This window comes from Corynebacterium tapiri (assembly GCF_006334925.1).
Classification (GTDB): Bacteria; Actinomycetota; Actinomycetes; order Mycobacteriales; family Mycobacteriaceae; genus Corynebacterium; species Corynebacterium tapiri.
In genome coordinates this window covers 1-19,284 of record NZ_VDHJ01000016.1, presented here as the reverse complement: position 1 = coordinate 19,284, position 19,284 = coordinate 1, and the positions used below count along the sequence as shown (strand labels likewise).

Genomic DNA, 19,284 nt, shown 5'->3' with positions numbered 1-19,284 from the left:
TCTTATTTCCGTGCCGCAATCTGCGCGGCCAGGTGCCCGGCCCCGTAGCCGTTGTCGATGTTGACCACACCGATTCCCGGTGCGCAGGCGTTGAGCATGGTCAAGAGTGCGGCCACCCCGCCCTGGCCTGCGCCGTAGCCAACTGACGTGGGCAGACCCACCACGGGGCAGGATGCCAGGCCCGCCACCACCGAGGGCAGGGCGCCATCCATGCCCGCGGCCACAACGATGGCGTCAGCGGCCTGAATCTTCTCGGTATAGCTCAGCAACCGGTGGATGCCAGCCACGCCGACATCCGCGATTAGCTCGGTGTCGCGGCCCAGGTAGCGAGCGGTGAGCTCGGCCTCTTTGGCAACTGGCAGATCGGACGTGCCAGCACACAGGATGAGCACCGTGCCGCCAGACGGCTCCGGCGGCTGCGCCGGCCAGGCGGCAAGGCGCGCCACGGGATCGATCATGATCCCGGGAAGCACCTTGCGCAGCGCATCCTGCTGTTCCTGGGTGACTCGGGTGAACAGGGCACTGCGCTCGCGCACCGCCTCCGCAATGCCCACGACCTGCTCCACACTCTTGCCGGAGCAATAGATGGCCTCGGGGTAGCCACGGCGCTGCGCGCGATCAGTATCCAGGTGAGCGAAGTCGCCGACCTGTTCAAACCCACTCATGCCTGCGCCCCCATGGCGCGGCGAGTGAAAGCGCCCGAGTGCATCCCACCCAGATCGAGGGCGGCGTAGGTGAAGCCGGCCTTAACAGCTGCCTCCTGCACCGTCTCGGCACACTGTGCCAAGGCCACCAACTGCGCAGCCGGCACCTCGATGCGGGCGATGCTGCCGTGGTGGCGCACGCGGGAATCGCTAAATCCCAAATCAGCCAGGGCATTTTCCACGGCCTCGATCTGGCGCAGCTTCTCGGGCACCACCTCCAGGCCATGCGGCACACGCGAGGCCAGACATGGCGCCGCCGGTTTGTCGGCCACGGACAAACCCAGCTCGCGGGCCAGTGCCCGCACGTCGGCCTTGGTTAGGCCAGCCGCAGCCAGCGGGCGCAGCACCCCGTGCTCGCTCGCCGCCAGCGCCCCGGGACGATCCGTACGCACAGCGTCGTCGGCGTTCTCCCCGTAGGCCACGTGCTCCACATCCAGCGTGCTGGCGTCGATGCGTTCGAACATCTCGGACTTGCAGAAGTAGCAGCGATCTACCCCGTTGGCCTGGTACTCCGGGCGCTCGTGCTCGAAGACCTCCAGCTCAACCAACTCCACGCCGATTTCTTCGGCGGTGCGGCGGGCAGCCGCACGTTCGCGCGCGGCCAGCGAGGGGGAGACGGCCAGGATGGCCACGACTCGCTCGGGCCCCAACAGTCGCAGGCTCGCTGCCGCCAGGGTTGCCGAATCCACCCCGCCGGAAAAGGCCACGCCCATGCGGCCGGAGGCCGGGAGGTGGTTGGACAGGGCGTCGAGAAGCGAGGAACTACTCAGGGCGATCAGAGCTCAAGCGGTGCAGGATCTCGCCGGCGTGCTCGACGACGAGAGTGTCGGGGTCGTGGTCAAAGGCTTCCCAGTCGAGGGCGTCCGGGTCGGCGTAGGACAGGTTGTACTCCGCGCACACCTCGGGCGGGACCTGGGAGGCTAGGGTGATGCGGCAGCGCAGGCGCTCCTCGCCGGTGGCCGGATCGTAGGTGCCCAGACCACGCACGTGCGTGGAATGCGCGATCTCGCCCCAGGGGTGGTCCTTGAACTTGTCCCACTGCTTGGTGAAGTACTCGATGCAGTGGTAGCCGATCTCGCGGATGCCCGGGTGCATCTCGGAAATCTCGGTGATGTGCGGGGCGTAGACGATGATCTCACCTCCGTCGGCACACACCGGCTCCATCTTGTACACGCCCTTCGCGCCGGTCCACAGGTCCTCATACATCTCCGGGACCTTGGAGACGATGCGCTTGACCGGCTCGTCCAAGTACGTGATGTGCGTCTTCGCCGCGACCTTCGCGTTGGCTGCCCACGCGGACTGCGTATCGCCGAAGGCCACGCTGTGCAGGCCTTTCTCCGTGGCCACGTAGGTGATGGCCAGCTTCTCGCCGGAGATCATGTCCGAGGCGGCATCGATGAGCTGGCGAACCGGGGTAATGCCCAGGGTGCCGATGATGTCGCTGGCCGTAATCAGCGCACCCACCCAGTGGGAGACGTCAATGACATCGTGCACCGAACAGCCCGGGAAGAAGTACTTGTTGCCGCCGGAAAAACCCACCACCTCGTGGGGGAACACCGGGCCGACCACCAGGTTGACGTCGGCCTCGGCGACGAGTTTGTTGATCTGCACGTCCATCGGGCGATCCGTCAGCAGTCCCTGGGTCAGGCGGGCGATCTCCTCGGCCGGGACGGTGCCCAGCGTCGCGATCGCCTCCGGGTTCTGCCAATCGTGATTCACAATGGTGGCCTTGGGGAAGCGGCTCAAGGGGGCGTCGAGAAGCTTCTCAATCGCCTCCGTGCTCATCGCCGCATGCGTGCCCAGCGCAATGAGGATGGTGATGCTGCGCGCGCGTTCGGCCAGCGCGTCGTAGGCCGCCTGGATCATGAGTCCGTGCGGGCCCGAGCGGGTGCCGTCAGGGATGATGACTGTGACGTTCTTGTCGTCGATGTCCGCGGTGAGCAGCTGCTGAGTGATAAACGTGCGCGCCTGCTCCGGATTTAGCGTTGCCTCGGCGGATCCGATCTGGGCCGCGCGTTCGGCCAGTCCCTCCGGCATGGGCAGCGTCAGCGATTCATTGCTCATACCATTGAGTGTCGTTCGCCCGCCCCGAGAATTCAAGCGCGGGTTCGTATAAAAATGATGACATGACTAACTTCCGCTCCCGCGTCACCGTCGACGTCCAGTCCTCCGAGCACAACCACTCCGCGTCTGACGTGCTTTCTTCGCTTATCGACGGCCACCCCATCTCCCTGAACTCCAACAACGGCGCAAACCCTGGCGGCTCCACCGAGGTCACCATCAAGGCCGCCGACGCCGCGGAGGCCGACAAGGTGCTGTGCGACGCCCTGCGCCTGCGCCGCATTCCGGGTACCGACTACGCCGTGAAGTGGTCCCTGCCGGTCGGCGAAGACGGCAAGGTTTTCTAACTCGGGGCTTGCTGCTTGCGCCTCGGCTGGGCCGGGGCGCAGATGCTGGCAACAATGTAGGACGGAAGGCCAAGGTTTCGGCGCTGGGCGTCCTACAAAGTTGCCACGGCGACGGGCCGCAAAAACCCGCCAGCACGAAGCTAGCGGGCCAAAAGTGGAGCCGGCGACGGGAATCGAACCCGCACTCTCAGCTTGGGAAGCTGATGTTCTACCACTAAACTACGCCGGCATTTCGACCACAAAGGTGGTCTGCTCAGTAGGGTAGCACCGCGGTCGCGGATCGAAGCAAACGCCTGGCGTAAACTAGCGCCCGTGCTGCTATCTGATCGTGACATCCGTTCCGCCATCGACTCCGGGGACCTGGGCATTGAGCCCTTTGACGCCGCGTTGATCCAGCCGTCGAGCGTGGATGTGCGCCTCGATAAGTACTTCCGGGTTTTTAACAACTCCCGCTACACGCACATCGACCCCAAACTGGAGCTCTCCGAGCTCACCACGGAAAAAGAGGTAGCCGAAGGCGAGTCCTTCGTGCTTCACCCCGGTGAGTTCGTCCTGGCCGCCACGCTGGAGAAGTTCACCCTGCCCGCACACCTGGCCGGCCGTCTGGAGGGCAAGTCCTCCCTGGGCCGCCTGGGACTGGTGACTCACTCGACTGCCGGGTTCATCGACCCCGGCTTCTCGGGGTACATCACGCTGGAGCTATCCAACGTCGCTAATCTGCCGATCATGCTGTACCCGGGCATGAAGGTGGGCCAGCTCGCGCTGTTCACGATGTCGTCTCCGGCGGAAACTCCGTACGGAACCGGTGAGCTGGGCTCGAAGTATCAGGGCCAGCGCGGCCCGACCCCGTCGAAGTATTACCTCAACTTCTAACCCAGCACGTGCCCAGGCACGGCGCTATGGTTGCTGGCATGCGTATGTCGGTGATCGGCACCGGTTATCTCGGTGCGACCCATGCGGCCTGCATGGCTGAGTTGGGGCATGAAGTTGTTGGTGTGGACGTAGATGAGTCCAAGATTGCTGCGCTGCAGAGCGGTGACGTGCCGTTCTTTGAGCCGGGTTTGCCGGAGATTACCCGGCGAAATCTAGACAATGGCCGCCTGCGTTTTAGCACCGATTACGCCGACGCCGCCGAGGCGAAGGTGCACTTTCTGGGTGTGGGCACTCCCCAGCAGCGCGGGGCGTATGCCGCGGATCTGACCTACGTGCGCGCGGTGATCAAGGATCTGGTTCCCCGCCTCACCGGCGACAACCTCATTTTGGGCAAGTCCACCGTCCCGGTGGGCACGGCGGCTGAGCTTCAGGTGCTGGCCGACGAGCTGGCGCCCGAGGGCACGACGGTGGAGATCGCCTGGAACCCGGAGTTCCTGCGCGAGTCTCATGGTGTGGAGGACACGATCCACCCGGACCGCATCGTGCTGGGCCTGCGCGAAGGCTCGACCCAGGAGCCGCTGGTACGCGAGATCTACGCCAGCCAGCTGGCAGAAGACATCCCGTTCCTGGTCACCGATCTACAGACGGCGGAGCTGGTCAAGGTTTCGGCAAACGCGTTCCTGGCCACCAAGATCAGCTTCATTAACGCGGTAGCTGAGGTATGCGAGGCGGCCGGTGCGGACGTGGTCAAGCTGGCGGAGGCCATAGGATATGACGACCGCATTGGCCGCAAGTTCCTGGGCGCCGGCCTGGGATTTGGCGGCGGCTGCCTGCCCAAGGACATCCGCGCCTTTATGGCCCGCGCGGGCGAGCTGGGCGCCGACCAGGCCTTAAGCTTCCTGCGCGAGGTCGACGGCGTGAATATGCGCCAGCGCGACCGCGTGGTCCAGCTGGCCAAGCAGCTCTCGGGAGGCTCCTTGCTGGGCAAGCGAGTGACCGTACTGGGCGCGGCTTTTAAGGCGAATTCGGACGACGTGCGCGACTCGCCTGCCCTGAACGTAGCCGGGCAGCTTTCCCTGGCCGGTGCGGCGGTGAGCGTCTACGATCCCGAGGCCATGGCCAATGCTGCCAAGGTCTTTCCCACGCTCACTTACGCGCAGAGCCTGCGCGAATCGCTCGAGGGTGCCGAGCTTGTTCTCTTGGCCACGGAGTGGCAGGAATTCCGGGACATGGACCCGCAGGAGATAGCGCAGGTGGTGGATCAGCGCATCATTATCGATGCTCGCAACGTGCTCGACCCCGCGGCCTGGGCTGCTGAAGGCTGGCAGATCAAGGCACTGGGGCGCAGCCTGTGAGCACCCTCGTCGTTTTTTCTGACGCCCCCACCGACACCATCGCCGACTTCCTGCACTGGCTCGACCTGACTACCGAGTGGGTAGAGGATCGGGACTATTCCTCCACCGAGGGGACAGACCCGGCCCTGGCGGCGTGGTTCGAGGAGATGAGCGCGCGTTTTCCCTCGCGTGTCGACGGCCCCTCGAACACCACGCGCTACATCATCGCTTCAACGTGCATCTACGCCCGGTTCGCCGAGCGTGAATGGGAAAGCGCATGCGCGCTCGCCCGCGCCCTGGCCACTGAGCACAACCTGGGCTTCTACGAGTCCGGCTCGGGCGAGGTGCACCTGGCAGACGGGCGCTGCGTGTCCTAATCCGCGCCGGTGTCGTGCAGGAAACCGGTGGTGTGTTTCCGCCAGGTCTGCTCAGCGGCCTCGTCGTGGGCAGAAACGCCCATCGCCTGGGCTACCAGCATGCGCCCAGTGAGGCTGAGGTGTTCGAGCATGAACGATCCCGCAGCAGCGCGGTCGCGGGCTGCGATCGCGTCGATGATCGGATCGTGCTCCTGGACAATCGCGCTCAGCGTACGCAGGTCCTCGGCGGCGGTTGAGGTGCCGATGAGCTGTGTGATGTTGCGCAATTGTTCCACCGTGTTGGCGGTGCGTTGGCCGCCGCCCGCGGAGTTAATCAGGGCGTGCAGGTGGCGGTCAAGGCGGAAGAATTCGGCCTCGTCATTCCGATCAGCCGCCTCCTGCATGGCGGCTCGGGTCTCGCGCAAGGCGGTGACGTCGCCGTCGAGAAGCGCGGCCGCGCGCCGGGCAGCGGGCACCTCCAGGGCGATGCGCATGGTGAAGATCTCGGCGACATCGTCCCCGGTGGTGGGGATGACCTGAAAACCGCGGTTGTGTGTGAACCGGATGAGGCCGGCCTCCTCGAGGCGCAGCAGGCCCTCGCGGGCGGGCGAGCGGGAGATCTCCAGCTCATCCGCCAGCTGGTAGGCGCTGTACCACTGGTTGGGGGTCATGGTGCCTTCCCGGACGCAGCGCCGCACGTGCTCGACGACTCGATCTGCTTTGCTGGGGCGGGAAGGTGAGGTAGCCATAACCCTCATCATGCCTGACGCGTCAAGGCTCGCGGGATCACCTAGGCGTTAACGCGGATTCCCAGATCCTTGCCGAGCTGCTCGAGCGATTCGTCCATCTGTGCCTGGTACAGCTCGGTGGGTTCCGCTACGCGACGCCCGACGATCTCAGACATCAGGTCGATGTTGTAGTCGGTGCCCTGCTGGGCGTCGTCACGCGTGCCCTTGTCCTTGAGGTTGGACTGGAAGATGCCGGCCGCCGAGCGGGGCAGGAAGTCCTCGTAGACGATCGGGATGGCGGTGACCAGGCCGGCATCGATGAGCTCGAGGAGCTCGGCGTCGTCGTGAAGCTGCGCCTGAGCAGCTTCCGGGGTTGTCTCGAAAGTGAAGAAGGCCAGACCCTGCTCGAGCAGGCCACGCTCATCCTTCGGGAGGTTTTCCTCCCAGACCTTCCGGGCGACCTCGGTGCGCACGCTTCCTTCACCAGCGGCCAGGCGCTTATCCACCTCGGCGACCATGGCGTCGTAAAGCTCACGGCCCTTGGAGGTCAGTGCGATGCCGCGCTGCTCTACCTCGCCGAAACGAACGCGCAGCTGCCCGGGGCCAACGGTGCCGTCCTCGAAGCGGAAGATTCGCTCCTCGTCGAGCGCGCGGAAGGAGGTCTGGCGCAGCAAAACGTCCGGGCCGTCCCAGGCCGGCGGGCCCTGGACCTCGTCGATCATGGTGATGCCGCGGGCCTCCATGCGGGCGTACAGGTCGTCGATGTCCAGCACGCGTGGGGTCAGGTGGTTGATGTGGGTGGTGGTTACGCCTCCGATGTCGGCGGCGACGGCGGAGATCTTCTCCAGCTTCTTGTACCACTCGAAGTCGACCGGGTCCTCGGAGAGCTTGAAGGCTGCGGTAGCCAGCTCGAGGAGTCGCTCGGCCTCGGCGTCCTCCAGGCCTCCTTCGGCTGCGGCCTTGTCGGCAAGCTCGAGAAGCTCGGCGGGGAAGAGGGTGCGGTTGCCGATGAACTCCTTGAGCTCCTGCTGCAGCTGCTCGTCGAAGAAGCGCGGGTCGTCGGTGGCCAGCATGGAGGTGAACACGCGGAACGGGTTCTTGGCCAGCTCCTCGCGGTCGATCGGGCGGAACGCGGTAGAGACCACCGGGACGGAGGACTTGGCGGCGTCACGCAGGTCGTAATAGCCCACCGGGAACATGCCAAAGGCGGCGAACACTCGGGCGACCTGAGACATCTCTTCGGGCGAGCCCACACGGATAGCTCCGTGGCGCTCGGCGGTCACACGCTCGATGGAGCCTAGGCGCTCACCGTTGGCGTGGTTTTTGATGTAATCGTCGTTGACCTCCGTGGATACCTCCACGAGAGTGGTGTAGGCGGGGACTTCCTCGCCGTACATGTGAGAGAGGGCGAGCGCGAAGTCTGCGCGCAGCTGCCAGGTGGAACGAAAAGCCATGGGTATCAACCTTCCGGGGAAGTGGGGAGGTAGCATGTTACTGTAATGTAGATCATACAGAAGCCCACGCTGTGAGCAACCGATTTTCCGGCCACTACTGTGAGGAGCCACCGTGCAGGAACCTTCCCCAGCAACACGGACCACGTCCCAGCCCTCAGGCGATGCGGGGATCGAGGCGCGCTTCCGAACCGATTCCACCACCCGTGGCGCCTACACATCCGACGCCGGAATCTTCCGTCGCGTGCCAGCAGCCGTCTTCGAACCGGAAACCAACGAGGACATCCTGGAGGCCGTGTCCTACGCGCGGGAGAACGGCATCCCGGTCACCGTTCGCGGCGGTGGCACCTCTGTGGCCGGCAACGCGATTGGTGAGGGGCTCGTCATTGACGTCTCCACCAACTTCAACAAGGTCCTCGAGGTCGACCCGGAGGCACACACCGCCCGCATCCAATCCGGTGTGATCTGCGACGACCTGCGCGATGCCGTCGCTAGCTACGGCCTGACCTATGGCCCGGACCCCTCCACGCACAGTCGCTGCACGGTGGGAGGCATGATCGCCAACAACGCGTGTGGCTCGCACTCGGTGGCCTGGGGTACAGCCGCCGAAAACGTCGTTGAGCTGACGGTGCTGCGTGCCGACGGCTCCCTTATCACCCTGCAGCGCGGCGGGACCTCGGACCCGGAGGTCACCGAGCAGCTGCGCCAACTGCGCGACGAGTGGATCGCCGACTTCCGCCTGGAGCTGGGGCAATTCCCGCGCCAGGTCTCTGGCTACGGGCTGCATTATCTCCTCGATGAAAATGGCTTTGACACCGCTAAGGCCTTTGCAGGCAGCGAGGGAACGCTGGGAATCATCGTGGAGGCAGTGGTCAAGCTCGTCCCGCTGCCCACCCACCGCGCACTGGCCGTGTTGGCTTTCCCGGACATCTTCTCCGCGGCAGCCGCAGCTCCCCTGACCCGTCGCCCGGGCATCACCACCAGCGAGGGAATGGGTGGCGACCTCATTGACGCGCTGCGCATCTCCCAGGGCCCGGATGCCGGCAGCTCGCTTCCCGGGGCCGAGATCTTGCCAGAAACCGGCCAGCGCGCCGCCGGTGGTTGGCTGTACTGCGAGGCCGTAGGAAACTCCGCCGAACAGGCGCGCCAGCGTGCCGAGGACCTGCTGGCGGAGTTTGGCAAGCACCCCGAGCACGCCACCGTGGCCGCGGTCGTGGTGGAGGACCCGCAGGAGATGCGCGCACTGTGGAAGATTCGCGAGGCCTCCGCCGGCCTGGTCACTCGCCTCCCGGATGGTGGCGAGGCCTGGCCCAGCTGGGAGGATTCGGCTGTCCCGCCGCAAAACCTGGCGGATTACCTGCGAGATCTCTACGCCTTGTTGGACAAGTATGAGCTGCGCGGCATCCCCTTTGGACACTTCGGCGAGGGCTGCGTGCACATTCGCATCTCCTTCAACTTCGGAACCGAAGAGGGCATGGATGTCTTCCGGGCGTTTATTAAGGAGGCCTCGGCGATCGTCGCCAAGCACGGCGGATCCCTGTCCGGCGAGCACGGCGATGGGCGCGCACGATCCGAGCTCCTGCCGGTGATGTACAGCGAGCGGGTGCTCGCCTCCTTCCGGCGCGTCAAGGACATCTTCGACCCGAATAACCTGCTCAATCCCGGAATCCTTGTCGATCCCGAGCCCTTTGATCAGGGCATTCGCCCCGCGCCGGGCCAGCGCAAGCACGAGTTCTTGCCCATGCACAGCCTGCCGCGCGACAAGGGCAGCCTGGTCAACGCCGTCAACCGCTGTGTGGGTGTGGGTCAATGCCGCACGAGCACGGACGCGATGTGCCCTTCGTTCCAGATCACAGGCGACGAGGTTCACTCCACCCGAGGCCGAGCCCGCGTGCTCTCCGAGATGTTCCGCGGCGAGCTTTACCCGGAAGGAACCGGTTCGCAGGAGGTCAAAGAGGCCCTGGACCTGTGCCTTTCCTGCCACGCCTGCGCCTCGGAGTGCCCGGTCAACGTGGATATGTCCACCTACAAGTCGGAGTTTCTCCACCAGCATCACAAGCAGCACCGCCGCCCGATGGCGCACTACTCCATGGGGTGGCTGCCGCTGACCAGCAACCTTCTTCACCGCGTGCCGGGGCTGGCGCGAGTGGCCAACGCTGTCTTGGGTGTGGAGCCAATCAAGCGACTGGTGATGAAGCTGGGTGGCGTGGAAGCGGATCGCTCCATGATTACCTTCTCCCCGCGCAGCTTCCAGAGCGAGGCCAAGAAGCGTCGAGAAGCATCCGACGGCCCGACCGTGGTGCTGTGGCCGGACTCGTTCACCAACCACCTCGACGCAGAGGTCGCCCGCGACGCCTTCGACGTGCTCACCGCGTTGGGCTACCGCGTGGTGGTCCCCGGCGGATTCGTGTGCTGTGGCCTGACCTGGCACTCCACCGGCCAGCTGACGGTGGCCAAGAAGGTCATCGAGCACACGGTTAAGCAGATGCAGCCGTGGATTGATGGGCACACTCCCATCGTGGTGCTCGAGCCTTCGTGCGCCTCGATGCTGGCCAAGGAAGGCCCTCAGCTGCTCAGCGAGTCGGAGCTGGCGGCCACGATGGCCACGCAGATTAAGACGCTGGGCGAGTTTGTCGAGGCTCATGCCAGCAGCGCAGACGGCGAGCACACGTGGCCGTTTGCCCAGATAGATGGGCAAGCGCTGTCGCAGGTGCACTGCCACGAGCGCTCGCGACGCGCCCACGGAGGCTCAGCCTCGGTGCTCAGCCGCTTGGGCGTGGACGAGTCGACGATCCAAACCGGATGCTGCGGCCTGGCCGGCAACTGGGGATTCGAGCCCGGCCACGGCGAGATGTCACGGCAGCTCGGTGAGCGGGAACTCTTCCCGCGGGTCAGGGAGCTTGACGACGCCACCCCGATTCTCGCCGACGGTTTCTCCTGCCGAACCCAGATCCGCGATGGCCTGAAGGATGAGCCGGAACACCGCCACAAGCGCGGAATTCACCTGGCTCAGCTGCTCAAATCCGCCCTGCGCTCGTCTCGCTGAACTTAGGCTCGCAGGTGATTGACGGCGAACATCAGCTCCTGTAGGCGTGGCTTGGCCAGACGTCCGGAACGCCCAGAGTCCCAGGACTCGAGCGCCGTACTGCAGGCCTGCGCCAACGGTTCATGGGCCCGGAGGCGCTCCTCAACCTTGGGTAGCAGGTGGGCGATTGCCCGGGTCTGGGACGGGCTGACCAGCTGGGCTAGCCCGGAAAGATCCAGCGAATCATGCCCGATGCGGATGGCGTGCAGCCCCTTGGCCTGCGGCGGCTTCTTGCCCGAGGTACTGATGCGGATGCTGCGTGGTTGTGGCTTCGCGAAGCCCCGGTGCGGCGGCGGGGTCTGTGCCAGCGCGCGGGCCTGCTGCGTGCAGTCGCGTGGTTGGTAGGCGTCCATGAGAATGACGGTGTCCGCGACGTCCAGGAATGCTGACGTTCCGCCGGTAACCAACACGGTGGACACACCCGCCTCGCGCAGCCCGGTGACCCGGTGAAGCAGCGGCGTGATGGGTTCGCGCTCGTCGGGCACGAGGCGGCGCATGCGCTCATCACGGATCATGAAGTTGGTGGCCGAGGTGTCCTCATCGATGAGCAAGCAGGAGGTGCCCGCCTCGATCGCCTCCATCACCCACGCGGCCTGCGAGGTCGAGCCGGAGGCGTTGCTGGTGGAAAAGCGGGTGGTGTCCGCATTGGTGGGCAGGTTGGTGATGAAGGGCGAGATGTCCACGCGGTTGACCGCCCGACCGTCCTCGGCACGCACAGCCACCGCATCCGGGCGGGTAATAGCGAGCTCGCGCCCGTCGCCGGCCACATGGTTGTACACACCCTCACGCAGAGCGCTGAGCAGTGTGGACTTGCCATGAAAGCCTCCCCCGGCGATAACGGTGATGCCCTCGGGGATGGCCATGCCACTTACCTGGCGGCCACTCGGCAAGTCGAAACTCGTGCGCAGGGACTGCGGTGATTCGAAGGCCACGGCGTCGCGCAGCGGCACATCGCTGTCACCCGAGCGGCGCGGAAGCACCGAACCGTCAGCGATGAAAGCGACCAGCTGGTTGGATGCCAGCTGCTCGCGGAGGTAGGCCTGGTCTGCCAGCAGATCTGCAGCGTGCGCGAGCTCCTCGGCAGAAACATCCAGCGCGGCAGAAAGGGCCTGAGGTAGCGTGCGCGTCAGCAGCTGTGCGGCGGCTCGGCCACGGATGCGGCGGCCATTGGCTGGCAGGGCTGCCTCGATGCGCAGGAGGACCTCCCCCTCGGCAGGAAAGGAGACCGAGGTTCGCTCGAGTACGTGCTGAGTGGGGGCGTCGATAAGCAACTGCCCCTCCCTCTTGCCGCCCGGAACCTGCCGGAAACGATCGTGCACACGCCGGGTGAGCAGGTCGGCTGCCGAGACCGGGCTGGTCACAGGCAAGGGGAAGGGCATGCGCACGCTCAGCTGCGACGGCGGAGCGAAGGGGTCGGATTGCACCCGGTCGATGGACACGGAGAGCTCTCCGACGCGATGGGTGCCCTTAAGGGACTTGTAAGCCCCGTAGCTTTTGCCGTCGAGTGAGTTCAGGCGATCGCGCAGTGTCATACCCGCCAGGATGCGTGCGCGCGCCGGGAGAGTGCAAGGTGGGGCAGCGAAAGGGTTTCTCCTAGGCCTCCAGCCACGGGGTGATCGCCGCGATGGTTGCTCGGGTGCCCAGGTCAAGCGTGGGATCCAACTCCGGCAAGAACTGTGCGGAGTGGTTGCCCGGCGCGGTGGCGGGATCCCGGAATCCGCCGATGACCCAGTAGGAATATGGGGTGTTAAATGCGTTCGGGATGTCGGGGAAGTCCTCGGAGCCAGCCACGCGCGGGAAGTGGGTCGCGGTGTCTTCTCCGAGGTGCTCGGCAAAGGCGGCGTCGAGACGCGACGTCACCTCCTCGTCGTTGTCCATGAGCGGGAAGCGATCGGAGTACTCGAAGGTGGGGTCGTCGGCGCGGGCGGTAGCGGACAGACCCCGCACCATGCGCTCGATGGCAACGTGAATCTGCTCCTGGACCTCGGGGGAGTAGCACCGCGTGTTCAGGTCGAGGGTGACCTCACTGGGGATGACGTTGGACTTGGAGCCGCCGTGAATTGCGCCCACGGTGACGACTGCGGTTTCCTGCGGGCTCAGCTCACGGGAGACGATCGTCTGCAGTTGGTTGATCACCTGGGCTGCCAGGACGATCGGGTCGACAGAGCGCTCGGGCATCGAGCCATGGGAGCCCTTGCCCTTGAGCGTGATCTTGATAGAGGAAGCCGTTGACATCGCCACGCCGGCGTGCGTGCCCACCTGGCCGAAGGGGATGAATCCCATGACGTGCTGGCCGAACATCACGTCCGGGCGAGGCATGGCGTCGGTGATGCCAGCTTCCACCATGTCCTTTCCGCCCTCGGCAGTCTCTTCGGCGGGCTGGAACACGGCGACGAAGGTACCGCTCCAGGCGCTGTTGTTCTCGGCCAGGTACTTCACGGTGCTCAACAGCCAGGTGGTGTGGAAGTCGTGGCCGCACATATGCGCGACCGGTTCCTCCTGGCCCGTGCGATCCGAGACCTGCGTTGCGGTGGATGCGTAATCCACACCCGTGTCCTCCTTGATCGGGAGGGCATCGATGTCGGCTCGCATGGCCACCGTGGGGCCCTCGCCCTGGTCAAGTACGGCGACCACACCGTGCCCCACGCGGGTTCCGGTTACGCCGTATGAGTTGAGCTCAGCAAGGATGCGCTCGACGGTGTTGCCTTCCTGGAGCGAGAGTTCGGGGTGTTGGTGGAACCACTTGTAAAGGGCCTCGCGGTAGTCGCGGGTGGAATCCAAGAATGTGTCCAGTCCAGAATTCAGAGCACTCATAGCAGTTAATGATACTCCCAATGGGGAGGATTGTGGCGGGCGGAAATGCTCCTATGCAGCGTTGTTGTGGTGGTGTCGTGTGGCTTAAGTGGTTTGCACCGTGTAAGTTTCCCTTGAAAACTTATGCAGGCAAATTTTTGAAAGGCTCAATATATGGGATCCACCCCTGCGAGTGCTGGCGGCGTAACTGGTGTTGAACCGGCACAGGATGCGGCTCACAAGGGCAACTGGCTGCGTCGTCTCCTGGTCGTTCTCTTGCTGGTCCTGCCTTTGACCGCATCGGTGGTGTACATGTGGGCGATGTGGGATCCGCGCCCGTACCTCGAGGACGTGCCGCTGGCCGTGGTCAACGAGGACGAGGGCGCGATGTACAAGGGCGAGCACCGCAACTTCGGCCAGACCACCGTGGACTCCCTGCTAGGAACCGAGTACCTCAACTTCCAGGAGGTCTCCGCGGAGGATGCAGCTAAGGGCTTGGCGGACACCAACTACTTGTTCACTGTGCGCATCCCCAAGAACTTCTCGGCCGACGCCGTCTCGGTGATCACAGAGAACCCCCGCCAGGCGCAGATCTACGTCACGGAGAACGGGTACAACGGCACCGCCGGCGCCTTCCTTACTAATGGCGTGGTTCCCCAGATCAAGGCCCGCCTTAACCAGACGCTGACCGCTAATTACGCAGACAACGTCCTCAGCGGAATCATTAAGCTTCGCGACGGCCTGGGCCGTGGTGCCGACGGCGCGGAAAAGCTCGACGCCGGTGCGCAGCAGCTGCAGGCGGGCGCCACCCAGCTCAAGGACGGTACCTCCCAGCTCACGGAGGGAACGGGCACCCTGACCAACGGCACTGCCCAGCTCAAGGACGGTTCGGGACAACTCGCCCAGGGCGCGCAGCAGCTGGCAAATGGTACATCCCGTCTCTCTGAGGGCGGTACCAAGCTGCAGGCGGGCACCGATCAGCTCGCTGACGGAATGGGGCAGGTCTCCGGCGGCGTGAGCCAGTTGACCTCATTGCTGATCCCGCTATTGACGCAGGCGCAGCAAGTTGCACCGATCCTTAACCCGGTCATCGACGCCCTGCGCGCTGTGGGGATGAATGCGGAGGCTGATCAGCTTGCCGGTCTGCTGGGCAAGATCGATGCCAGCAACCCGGAAAACATGGTGAACAAGCTGGGGCAGCTCGAGGATGGCGCCCAGCAGCTGCACTACAACCTTTCCGACCCGTCGGCGCCCTACCGCGGCGGACTCAACCAGCTCACGGACGGCATCAACACGGCTAACGACGGCGCTCACCGCCTCAGCGATGGAGCCACCCGCCTCAACGATGGTGTGGTGCGTCTCGACGACGGTGCGCAGCGCCTCAACGATGGAGCCACCCGCTTGGACGACGGTGTGACCAGGCTCAACGACGGCACGACCCGACTTACCGATGGCACCGGCCAGCTGGCCACCGGCCTGCGCGAGGGTTACAACAAGGCTCCCGCAATTCCGAATAAGGAAGCCAGCGCCAAGCAGTTCGGATCCCCGATCGTCTATACCGAGTCGAACCTGCACCCCACCAAGACGGCCTCCGACCCGTCCGACCCGACCAGCGTGGTGGCAGACTCGGGTGCTTCGCTCCTGCTCATGCTGGTGATCCTGGGCCTGATCATGTTCATCATCGCCATACTGCAGCCGCGCCCGGCCTCAGTGGCGGGTGCCCTGCGTGGCTTCCTCGTCCTAGCGTTGGCTGGGGCAGGCGTGGCGCTGGGCCTGGGAGCTGTCTCGAGCGCCCTGGGCTGGCACCCGGTCAGCTGGCCAGGCATCATCGCGGCCATGGCACTGGTGGTGCTTTCCAACGCGGCCATCTTGTCGCTGGTGAAGTCGTGGTTCACTCCGCTGATCGCCGGCCTGGTTAGCTTCGCACTCTTCGCGCTGGGTTGCTTCTCCTTCGGCGGCATCTGGCCGGTGTCCACCACCCCGCTGCCCTTCCGCATCCTGCGCCCGCTGCACTGGATGTCCTACCAGCGCGATGCGTTCATCGGCGCTACCCAGGGGGATCTGGGCATGAAGTTCTGGATCGCAGTGACCGCGCTAGCAATCTTCACCCTGGTCGCGGCCGGGCTGATGGGGCTTATCGGTAGCCGGCGGCGTCGTTACGCCACCACCGCAACCGCCACCGAGCCGGTCAGCGCGGCCTAGCCCTCACTGCGGCTGACCGTCCACGCTGCGAACAGCGTGGCCAACGGAACAGCCAAGATGAGACCCAGGGCACCGATGCCGGAACGCACGAGCTCGGTGGCCATGATGTCGCTGGTCAGGGTCTCGCCTAGCGGGCGACCAGCGGCCGAGAGTAGAAGCAGCAGCGGAAGGGCCGCACCCACGTAGGTGAGCACCAGGGTGTACACCATCGACGCCACGTGGTCCTGACCCACCTTCATCGCGGCCAAGAAAAGACGCAAGCGCGAGGCGGTGGGCTCCAGCAGCGCGAGCTCGTTGACCGCGGAAGCCTGAGCAATGGTGACGTCATTGAGCGCGCCCAGCGCGCCGATCACGAACCCGCACAGCATGAGGCCCTCGAGCGAAATGTCCGGCAGGTAGAGCGCCAGCTTGAGGTTGTCCTCGTTGCCCAGCCCCTGCAGCTGGACGGTATTGATGGCCACCTTGGCCAGCCACGTAGTGATCCCCAGCGCCACCAGCGTTCCGCCCAACGCCGACGCCGCCTTCCAGTTCCAGCCGTGCACCAGAAAGACCACGGCAAAAAGGATGAACGATCCGGTCAGCACCGCCAGCGTCATCGGGTCGCCGCCGCGCAGCAGACCCGGCAGCAAGTAGATAGCTACCACGGCCATGGACAGCACCAAGCCGATCAGAGAGCGCAGACCGCGCAGCGCACCCAGGGCGAGCACGAAGACCACGATCACTGCACTCCACACGGACAGCGGGACCGTGCGCTGGAAGTCCGCGAATACCCACGTAGGCTCGCCCACCTGGCCAGTCATACCCGAGGTCGGCGGGGCAGGCGGCCCCTCGACCACGCGGATCTTGTCGCCTTGCTCCAGCTCAGCCTCGCCCTTGACCCCGTAGTGATGCAGGGTGCTGGTCGCTCCCTTGTGCGACCCGTCGGTGATCTCGATCTTGGCGTCGTAACACTGCGGGCCGCACTCACCAGGTTCGATCGCGGTGACGGTGGCAGTGGTTTTGCTTTGCGACGACGCGTAGGTGTTTTCAAACTCCGGACTTGTCTTCACCGGATCATCGCTCGGCCAGGTCAAGACCAGGCCGAGCAGGGTGGCGATGCCCGCGACCACTAAGAAGCCGAGGAGGATTCGCCGATAAATGTGGGTGTTCGGGCTGTTGTTGTACGCGGTCGAGCCGCGTGAGGAATGACGTCCCATGATTACTGGTGATAGCTCGCTAAGAAGTTGCCCAGGCGCTCAATGGCGTTTTCCAACTGAGACGCCCACGGAAGGGTGACCACACGGAAGTGCTGCTTATCTGGCATATTAAACCCAGTTCCCTGCACCATGAGGATCTTTTCCGCGCGCAGCAGGTCTAGCATCAGCTGGGTGTCATCGTGAATCTCGTACACATTCGGGTCGAGCTTGGGGAAGGCATAGAGCGCACCCATAGGCTTGACCACGCTGACTCCAGGAATCTGCGAGAGCTTCTCGTAGGCGATGTTGCGCTGCTTGAGCAGGCGCCCGCCCTCACCAGTCAGGCCGTAGATGGACTGACGCCCACCCAAGGCAACCTGGATCGCGTGCTGCCCCGGCACGTTCGCGCACAGGCGGGTGCCGGCCAGCAAGTCGAGGCCCTCGATGAAGCCGGACGCCAGCTGCTTCGGGCCCGTGATAACCAACCAGCCAGCTCGGTAGCCTGCGACACGGTAAGCCTTGGACAGACCGTTGAAGGTCAACGTGACCACGTCCGGGGCGACCTCTGCCATAGAGATGTGCTGGGCGCCGTCGTAAAGAATCCGGTCGTAGATCTCATCCGCCAGGATCATGAGACCGTTCTCGCGAGCGACCTGAGCGATATCCTCCAGCGTCTTGCGGGAGTAAACCGCACCCGTGGGGTTATTCGGGTTGATAACGACGATCGCCTTGGTGTTCTTGTTCACCTTGGAACGAATGTCCTCGATCGACGGGTTCCACCCATCTTCCTCGTCACACACGTAGTGCACCGGAGTACCACCGGCCAAGGTGGTCGCCGCGGTCCACAGCGGGTAGTCGGGCATGGGGATGAGGATCTCGTCGCCGTCGTTAAGCAACGCCTGCGTCGTCATGGAGATCAACTCAGAGACGCCGTTACCCAAGTACACATCTCCCACATCGAAATGCGGGAAGTCATCGATCATCTCGTACCGAGTAACCACCGCACGCCGAGCCGGCAAAATGCCCTTCGAGGTGGAATACCCCTGGGACATGGGCAAATTGGCGATCATGTCACGCATGATCACGTCCGGCGCATCGAAGCCGAAGATCGCGGGATTACCCGTGTTCAGCTTCAAGATCGCGTGCCCATCCGCCTCCATCCGTTCCGCCTCCACGGCCAGCGGACCGCGCAAGTCGTAGAAAACGTTTTTGAGCTTGTTGGATTGGTCGAATGTGCGAAGCGGACGGCGCTTCGGCATCGTTGGCTCGGGTTGGGGCTCGTTCTCGGTCATAGTGCACTATCGTGCCACTACTTCCGGGGTTAAGGGTAGCTACTTAAAGCGATCGAAAGACTTGCGCGCGAATTGCATGGCATCCATTTGCAGCTCGCTGGCGAGCTGCTTGCGCTGCATACGCTTCTGCATGAGCTCTGTGGTGTGCTGGGCCTGCAATTCCGCGTGATACGCAGCAGAGGCCATGCGGATCTCGCGCATGCGCTCACGCTCCACCTTGGCCGGCTTCGGCGCGTACCACTCTTGCGGTCCCGGCTTGAGCACGTAGAGGACGAACCAGAGGGCGGGGAGGAGGAAGATGGACAACGAGAAAAATTCATGGAAATTCGCGAGCCCGGCCGAGACGGGGATCCACACCATCGTGGCGACTCCCAAGATGCCGGCGCGAACGTTGCGCGAAGAGCGATAAGCCTTTTCCACCTGCCCGCGGGTGTACACCGCGACCTCGTTGTTTGCTGGCTGCGGCGTGACGAACGGGATATCAGCGAACAACGGATCCAGGTCAGCACGGTACTGAGCAGCGCCGATCTGCTGGCAACGTTCGTCGTACTCGGTCATGCTAAGGCGTCCGTCCGCGAATGCCCGCCCCAACGTATTCATAGCGTTTGCGCGGTCGTTGTCGCTGAGGCGGAGGTTTCGGGGATCGAACGGTGTGCTCATGTTTGCGATTTTAACTTTGGTGCTGAACTGCGTCTATGGGGGAAGTCCCGGGTTTTGCGTGGGGGCGTTTCTCGGGGTTGGGTTGGGTGTGGGCTGGGTTGCTGGGGGCGGGTGTGGTGGCTGAATGCAAATGTTTGCGTGACCCGTAGTGCCAGCCTTGTTGTGAGTCACCCTGCAACAAGGAGGCAATCATGTTCACACCCGAAGAAAAGCGTCAAGCAGT

16 protein-coding genes and 1 tRNA gene are annotated in these 19,284 nt (G+C 64.4%); 6 read left to right on the top strand and 11 right to left on the bottom strand.

What is annotated here, in order from left to right; translation table 11 throughout:
- Nucleotides 1-2: 2 nt before the first annotated feature.
- Genes larB through FHE74_RS09865 form a run of 3 tightly spaced genes read right to left on the bottom strand, consistent with a single transcriptional unit; the run spans nt 3 to nt 2,768 of the window.
- Nucleotides 3-665, bottom strand: a complete 663-nt coding sequence (larB, locus tag FHE74_RS09875; RefSeq protein WP_139466351.1) for a nickel pincer cofactor biosynthesis protein LarB — start codon at nt 663-665, stop codon at nt 3-5.
- Nucleotides 662-1,474, bottom strand: a complete 813-nt coding sequence (gene larE / locus FHE74_RS09870) for an ATP-dependent sacrificial sulfur transferase LarE (protein ID WP_139466350.1) — start codon at nt 1,472-1,474, stop codon at nt 662-664. The genes larB and larE overlap by 4 nt, the downstream gene beginning before the upstream one ends.
- A complete protein-coding gene (locus tag FHE74_RS09865; protein ID WP_139466349.1) occupies nt 1,467-2,768 on the bottom strand; it encodes a lactate racemase domain-containing protein in 1,302 nt (433 codons plus the stop codon). Before FHE74_RS09865 ends, larE begins: the two co-directional genes overlap by 8 nt.
- 62 nt (nt 2,769-2,830) lie before the next feature.
- Here FHE74_RS09865 and FHE74_RS09860 point away from each other — a divergent pair, with 62 nt between their 5' ends.
- Nucleotides 2,831-3,112: a hypothetical protein gene (locus FHE74_RS09860; protein ID WP_139466348.1), complete on the top strand. Its 282-nt coding sequence runs from the start codon at nt 2,831-2,833 to the stop codon at nt 3,110-3,112.
- 155 nt (nt 3,113-3,267) lie between these two features.
- On the opposite strand, the gene FHE74_RS09855 is transcribed toward FHE74_RS09860, so the two are convergent.
- Nucleotides 3,268-3,341, bottom strand: a tRNA-Gly gene (locus FHE74_RS09855).
- 83 nt (nt 3,342-3,424) lie between these two features.
- Between FHE74_RS09855 and dcd the strand changes: the two genes are divergently transcribed.
- The 3 genes from dcd to FHE74_RS09840 are packed head-to-tail and all read left to right on the top strand — an operon-like array spanning nt 3,425 to nt 5,696.
- Nucleotides 3,425-3,985 carry a dCTP deaminase gene (gene dcd, locus FHE74_RS09850; RefSeq protein ID WP_139466347.1) on the top strand — a complete coding sequence of 187 codons (561 nt, stop codon included), beginning with the start codon at nt 3,425-3,427 and terminating at the stop codon, nt 3,983-3,985.
- Nucleotides 3,986-4,023: 38 nt separating this feature from the next.
- Nucleotides 4,024-5,340, top strand: coding sequence for a UDP-glucose dehydrogenase family protein (locus tag FHE74_RS09845; RefSeq protein ID WP_139466346.1), 1,317 nt, complete (start codon nt 4,024-4,026; stop codon nt 5,338-5,340).
- Complete coding sequence (locus FHE74_RS09840) at nt 5,337-5,696, top strand: hypothetical protein (RefSeq protein ID WP_139466345.1); 360 nt, start codon at nt 5,337-5,339, stop codon at nt 5,694-5,696. Before FHE74_RS09845 ends, FHE74_RS09840 begins: the two co-directional genes overlap by 4 nt.
- Here FHE74_RS09840 and FHE74_RS09835 read toward each other — a convergent pair.
- Entirely contained in the window at nt 5,693-6,424 is a 732-nt protein-coding gene (locus FHE74_RS09835; protein WP_180339744.1) for a GntR family transcriptional regulator, read from the bottom strand. The genes FHE74_RS09840 and FHE74_RS09835 overlap by 4 nt on opposite strands.
- 41 nt (nt 6,425-6,465) lie before the next feature.
- Nucleotides 6,466-7,857: a 2-oxoadipate dioxygenase/decarboxylase gene (hglS, locus tag FHE74_RS09830; protein ID WP_139466343.1), complete on the bottom strand. Its 1,392-nt coding sequence runs from the start codon at nt 7,855-7,857 to the stop codon at nt 6,466-6,468.
- Between the two features lie 169 nt (nt 7,858-8,026).
- On the opposite strand from hglS, the gene FHE74_RS09825 reads away from it, so the two are divergent.
- Nucleotides 8,027-10,900, top strand: a complete 2,874-nt coding sequence (locus tag FHE74_RS09825; RefSeq protein WP_139466360.1) for an FAD-binding and (Fe-S)-binding domain-containing protein — start codon at nt 8,027-8,029, stop codon at nt 10,898-10,900.
- Nucleotides 10,901-10,902: 2 nt separating this feature from the next.
- Here FHE74_RS09825 and FHE74_RS09820 read toward each other — a convergent pair whose 3' ends face one another.
- Nucleotides 10,903-12,471, bottom strand: a complete 1,569-nt coding sequence (locus tag FHE74_RS09820; protein ID WP_139466342.1) for an ABC-ATPase domain-containing protein — start codon at nt 12,469-12,471, stop codon at nt 10,903-10,905.
- A gap of 61 nt (nt 12,472-12,532) precedes the next feature.
- Nucleotides 12,533-13,753, bottom strand: a complete 1,221-nt coding sequence (locus tag FHE74_RS09815) for an amidohydrolase (RefSeq protein WP_139466341.1) — start codon at nt 13,751-13,753, stop codon at nt 12,533-12,535.
- Between the two features lie 153 nt (nt 13,754-13,906).
- Between FHE74_RS09815 and FHE74_RS09810 the strand changes: the two genes are divergently transcribed.
- The gene (locus FHE74_RS09810; RefSeq protein WP_139466340.1) at nt 13,907-15,934 is read left to right on the top strand and encodes a YhgE/Pip domain-containing protein; all 2,028 of its coding nucleotides are present in this window, start codon (nt 13,907-13,909) and stop codon (nt 15,932-15,934) included.
- On the opposite strand, the gene FHE74_RS09805 is transcribed toward FHE74_RS09810, so the two are convergent.
- From FHE74_RS09805 to FHE74_RS09795, 3 genes are read right to left on the bottom strand one after another with little or no spacing between them, the layout of a single operon-like run.
- Nucleotides 15,931-17,130, bottom strand: a complete 1,200-nt coding sequence (locus FHE74_RS09805) for a YibE/F family protein (RefSeq protein ID WP_139466339.1) — start codon at nt 17,128-17,130, stop codon at nt 15,931-15,933. The genes FHE74_RS09810 and FHE74_RS09805 overlap by 4 nt on opposite strands.
- A gap of 2 nt (nt 17,131-17,132) precedes the next feature.
- A complete protein-coding gene (locus tag FHE74_RS09800) occupies nt 17,133-18,401 on the bottom strand; it encodes a pyridoxal phosphate-dependent aminotransferase (protein ID WP_180339743.1) in 1,269 nt (422 codons plus the stop codon).
- 39 nt (nt 18,402-18,440) lie between these two features.
- Nucleotides 18,441-19,061 (bottom strand): DUF1707 SHOCT-like domain-containing protein, encoded by a 621-nt coding sequence (locus FHE74_RS09795; protein WP_139466338.1) that lies wholly within the window; start codon nt 19,059-19,061, stop codon nt 18,441-18,443.
- Nucleotides 19,062-19,284: the final 223 nt, after the last annotated feature.

What these genes read in the sequence shown, in the direction of transcription:
- larB (WP_139466351.1), bottom strand. Translation starts at nt 665, where the DNA reads ATGAGTGGGTTTGAACAGGTCGGCGACTTCGCTCACCTGGATACTGAT.
- FHE74_RS09860 (WP_139466348.1), top strand. Translation starts at nt 2,831, where the DNA reads ATGACTAACTTCCGCTCCCGCGTCACCGTCGACGTCCAGTCCTCCGAG.
- FHE74_RS09800 (WP_180339743.1), bottom strand. Translation starts at nt 18,401, where the DNA reads ATGACCGAGAACGAGCCCCAACCCGAGCCAACGATGCCGAAGCGCCGT.
- FHE74_RS09795 (WP_139466338.1), bottom strand. Translation starts at nt 19,061, where the DNA reads ATGAGCACACCGTTCGATCCCCGAAACCTCCGCCTCAGCGACAACGAC.
- FHE74_RS09805 (WP_139466339.1), bottom strand. Translation starts at nt 17,130, where the DNA reads ATGGGACGTCATTCCTCACGCGGCTCGACCGCGTACAACAACAGCCCG.
- hglS (WP_139466343.1), bottom strand. Translation starts at nt 7,857, where the DNA reads ATGGCTTTTCGTTCCACCTGGCAGCTGCGCGCAGACTTCGCGCTCGCC.
- FHE74_RS09845 (WP_139466346.1), top strand. Translation starts at nt 4,024, where the DNA reads ATGCGTATGTCGGTGATCGGCACCGGTTATCTCGGTGCGACCCATGCG.
- FHE74_RS09865 (WP_139466349.1), bottom strand. Translation starts at nt 2,768, where the DNA reads ATGAGCAATGAATCGCTGACGCTGCCCATGCCGGAGGGACTGGCCGAA.
- FHE74_RS09835 (WP_180339744.1), bottom strand. Translation starts at nt 6,424, where the DNA reads ATGGCTACCTCACCTTCCCGCCCCAGCAAAGCAGATCGAGTCGTCGAG.
- FHE74_RS09820 (WP_139466342.1), bottom strand. Translation starts at nt 12,471, where the DNA reads ATGACACTGCGCGATCGCCTGAACTCACTCGACGGCAAAAGCTACGGG.
- FHE74_RS09810 (WP_139466340.1), top strand. Translation starts at nt 13,907, where the DNA reads ATGGGATCCACCCCTGCGAGTGCTGGCGGCGTAACTGGTGTTGAACCG.
- FHE74_RS09815 (WP_139466341.1), bottom strand. Translation starts at nt 13,753, where the DNA reads ATGAGTGCTCTGAATTCTGGACTGGACACATTCTTGGATTCCACCCGC.